The organism is Streptococcus sp. k-378, assembly GCF_013277505.1.
In the GTDB taxonomy this organism is placed as follows: Bacteria; Bacillota; Bacilli; order Lactobacillales; family Streptococcaceae; genus Streptococcus; species Streptococcus pseudopneumoniae.
Map to the genome: position 1 here is coordinate 1 of NZ_VMNC01000063.1, position 3,562 is coordinate 3,562.

A 3,562-nucleotide genomic window follows, 5' to 3' on the forward strand; every position below is an offset into this window, starting at 1 on the left:
TTTCTTGGCTTTGTCTTTTATTTTCTGCCCTTCGTTCAGCTGTTTCCATTTTTCTACAGCATCTTTTACTACTGTTCTATAATCACTAGTAGAAGCTCCAGAATCAATCTTATCCTTAATTTTGTTCAATTTTTCTTGATAATCAGCCTTGGTAGCAGGAGTGGACCATTTTGTGTCTTCTTCTTTTTGTTGGGTTAATTTAGCATAAACTTTTTGAGATAAGTCCTTGGCTACTTCGCTAGTATCCTGAGTAACTGAAAACCCTGTTCCAACAATTGGTAAAGCATAATGTTTCCAAGGTACTTGATATCCCATACCTAATCTTAAATTATCAGAAGCAGCAATTCTTACAGTATATTCTGTGGCATCTTTAGGTAACACTATATTTTTACTAGTAAAAGTACCTGTTCCAGTTCCTTGATTATTTTTGTACCCTACCAATTTTTGATTAAGACTCTCTGTTGAAGGGGACGGATTTCTTGAGACAGTAAACGTAACCCCATCATTAGCATCGACTGAGACTACCTTCTTATTCATATCATCAATATGTTTATCAGGACGAAACTCTTCCTGATAGATAGTTCTCATACTCCCATCTTTAAGTTTTGCAATCACCTCAACTTTATATCCCGCTTTATAACCATCAATATCTCCTGTAAAACCTGTTTTAAAAGAAATATTAACTCCTGTTCCTGTAGATGAAGAATAGGCTTTATAAGTTTTTTCTATCCCATTAAAGCCTTTTAGCCCTTTAGAAATTTGTTGCGCTTCTCCATGCCCTCCATTTTTATCTATATCCTTAAAATCACTTTTATCAAATGTTTCTTCATCTCTAGTCGCATATGTTCTAACTTGAGAAAGAAGTAGTATATACTCGTGAGAACGATCAAACGAATTTTCCTCGACATGTGCTGTATACAATTGTACATTTCTCGTAACATTCACAGTTTCAATAGGAAAGACCCCGTCAGCTGTCTTTCTTGCAACAGCAATTTTTCCTTCTTTGCCCTCTGCTGAAACTGCCTTCCAACCTCCAAATTCAGTAAGTTCACCCACTTCACCTTTAGCTATATTTTTGGTAGCACCAACTTCGTCTATCTTACCAAGTTTTTTCTCATTCTCTACTGTTGCAGGCAATTCTTTTAACTTCGTTGCTAATTCATCTACACTTGCATCATCCCCGGGAGCATCATAAGTCTGATTTGCAGCTAGATCTTCATCGGTTGCAGTCGCTGGTGGGGCAGGTGCATCACGTCTTTTACGTACTTTTGGCTTGCTGCTTGCTTCTTCTGATCTTGTACCTTCACCTTCAGATTTTGGAGAGCTAGAGTCCCCACTCACAGAGTCTTCATCCGATTGAGTCTTTGTTGTAGTTTCGCTTCTTTCAGATGAGTTGGCTTCTTCCTCTTTGGCCCCTGGATGACTCTCTTGCTTGCCTTCATCCCCTGCTTCAGTATTGGTTGCAGATCCTTGTTTCTTTGCAGCAGGAGCAGCGTAGGTTAGCTGTGGATCCTCTGATTTTTTCTCTGTTTCCGAATCCTTATCAGCTGCCACCTCCTCATTTAACTGTACGGCCTGCGCTTCCTTAGCAGATACCGCTCCACTTCCCATAAAGAGATAGAGTGCCGCCACGGCTACCGAGGCCGCTCCAAAACTAACCTTCCGAATCGAAAACCGCAAGCGTTTTTCTCTATCGTCCTTCTCACTATAAAACATATTAGATGTTCCCCTTTTTAGTTTAAATTTTTTCAAGTGAAATCACTGAGTCCATAACTGTAACACAATGCAAAGGTTTGCCTTGTGAATCAAAAATGCACTCAATCATTCAACCTGATATGACTAAACTATTATACCTTAAATTACTTTAAAAAGATAATCATTTGACTTCTTTATCTCACTTAGTATCAAGAAAAAGACAGCCTATCCATATATATATATATGGATAGGCTGTACAAAGCTATTCTATCAAGCTTCCTGACGATTCTGTCTTGAGAAACATATACAAATCAAGGTTTTATTACAATTTGATAACATTTTAGTTACGGTTTGTTTCGAAGTAATTTCCCCCTGATGTTAAGCACATCAAATGCTAATTGATAAAAACAAATCCTAGCATTGTATCATTAAAAAGCCGCTCTTCTGTAGTAGACACGCCATACCCTCTTTTTAATCATTTATGGATAAAACTAAATCATAGGCCAGTTTATAGATTCTAACCCCTTGCTTAGGGATTCTTATAGATTAGATTATTAGCTAGCCAGCTCCAGTTTTTCTAAAATCACTACTTCTCTTAGGCTTACTTGATTTACAAATGACCTAACTAGCTAACTCCGAAATCACTGTATTTTATCGAACCCTATCTAGGAGATAGAGAGTTACAAAAAACTCCAACCATGGCTTGCGAACCTTGTCTTTGCTGGTTTCTCTGTATTTTTTAGGGCTTATTTGTATTTTTTCAATAGCTCCTCAAACTCAGCGACGGTTATGCCCAACTGCTGGCTAGCAACCTCAGAAGTCAGAAGACCTTGGCGGACTAGATTTACTAAACCTACTTTTAATCCCTGTTCAAGCCCCTCTGCACGACCTCTCTCCAACCCTTTTTCTTCAGCTTGTTCCAAGGCATAGTCCTGTGCTAATAAGGCTTGTTCTTCTCGCATACGTAGTTGACTAAACATCTCCCTGTCCTCCTCAGACCAGCTCTTGTAATCTAGCAGTTGGTCTGCTTGGCTGATGGCTCGCTCAGGTTCTTGGGTAAAGGGTTTATTCCCGAAAAACTCCAACCATGGCTTGCGAACCTCGTCTTTGCTGGTTTCTCTGTATTTTTTTAGTTCCAAGAATGCCATCTTAACCAGATGGTTTTCCTGTCCATTGTTTGTAATTGTTAAAACCTCACCTGTCCTATCCTCTCGCATGCTAAAACTATGAAAAGCCAAGTCATCTGAGAAGTAGTTACTATCCACAATTGCGATAGCGTATACTGGTGAGATGTGTTTATAACTCTGATGAGTATCACCTTCTCGTTGACGAATTTTTTCAAGATTTTGATTGACCTAACTGCAAAGGTAAGCCCATAAACGATTGATGAAAAAATTATGATGATGAACCTGAATTTCGATGATAACTTGCGTACCATTATCCAACTCCGCCAAAACATCTATACTGGTATAGAAATCTTGCGCCGAATAGGGCATGGAAGGCAAGACGTGAATGTTACTTCCCTCCAAAATGGTCACATTTTTGGCTGGTAAATCCAGCATATCGCGAATAAATTGACAAGTGATTTCCGGATTGCTAAAAATCTTCTTAGCAACCAAATCATTGGTCGGGCTAATGCCCGGATGACGTACAGTCATATTGCTTCTCCTTTCATTATAGCACATTTTTTAATCTAGATTTGATTATTCTATTTATTTATTCGAAAAAGAGAGGAAAATACAGTCAAGATATGGTCACAAATTTAAAATTTTATAGTGAAATGAAAAAATAAGAACAGGGCAAATCTATCAGGACAGTCAAATCTATTTCTAACAATGTTTTAAAAGTAGAGGTGTACTATTCTAGT

The 3,562-nt window shown here is 38.2% G+C and carries 1 protein-coding gene and 1 pseudogene; both read right to left on the reverse strand.

Annotation, left to right across the window (positions count from 1 at the left end; translation table 11 throughout):
- Positions 1-1,752 (reverse strand): YSIRK-type signal peptide-containing protein (locus tag HT719_RS07250; RefSeq protein ID WP_172928707.1); only part of this gene is annotated, 1,752 nt, incomplete at its 3' end.
- Between the two features lie 689 nt (positions 1,753-2,441).
- Positions 2,442-3,353 (reverse strand): annotated as a pseudogene (locus HT719_RS07255) (Rpn family recombination-promoting nuclease/putative transposase).
- Between the last annotated feature and the right edge of the window lie 209 nt (positions 3,354-3,562).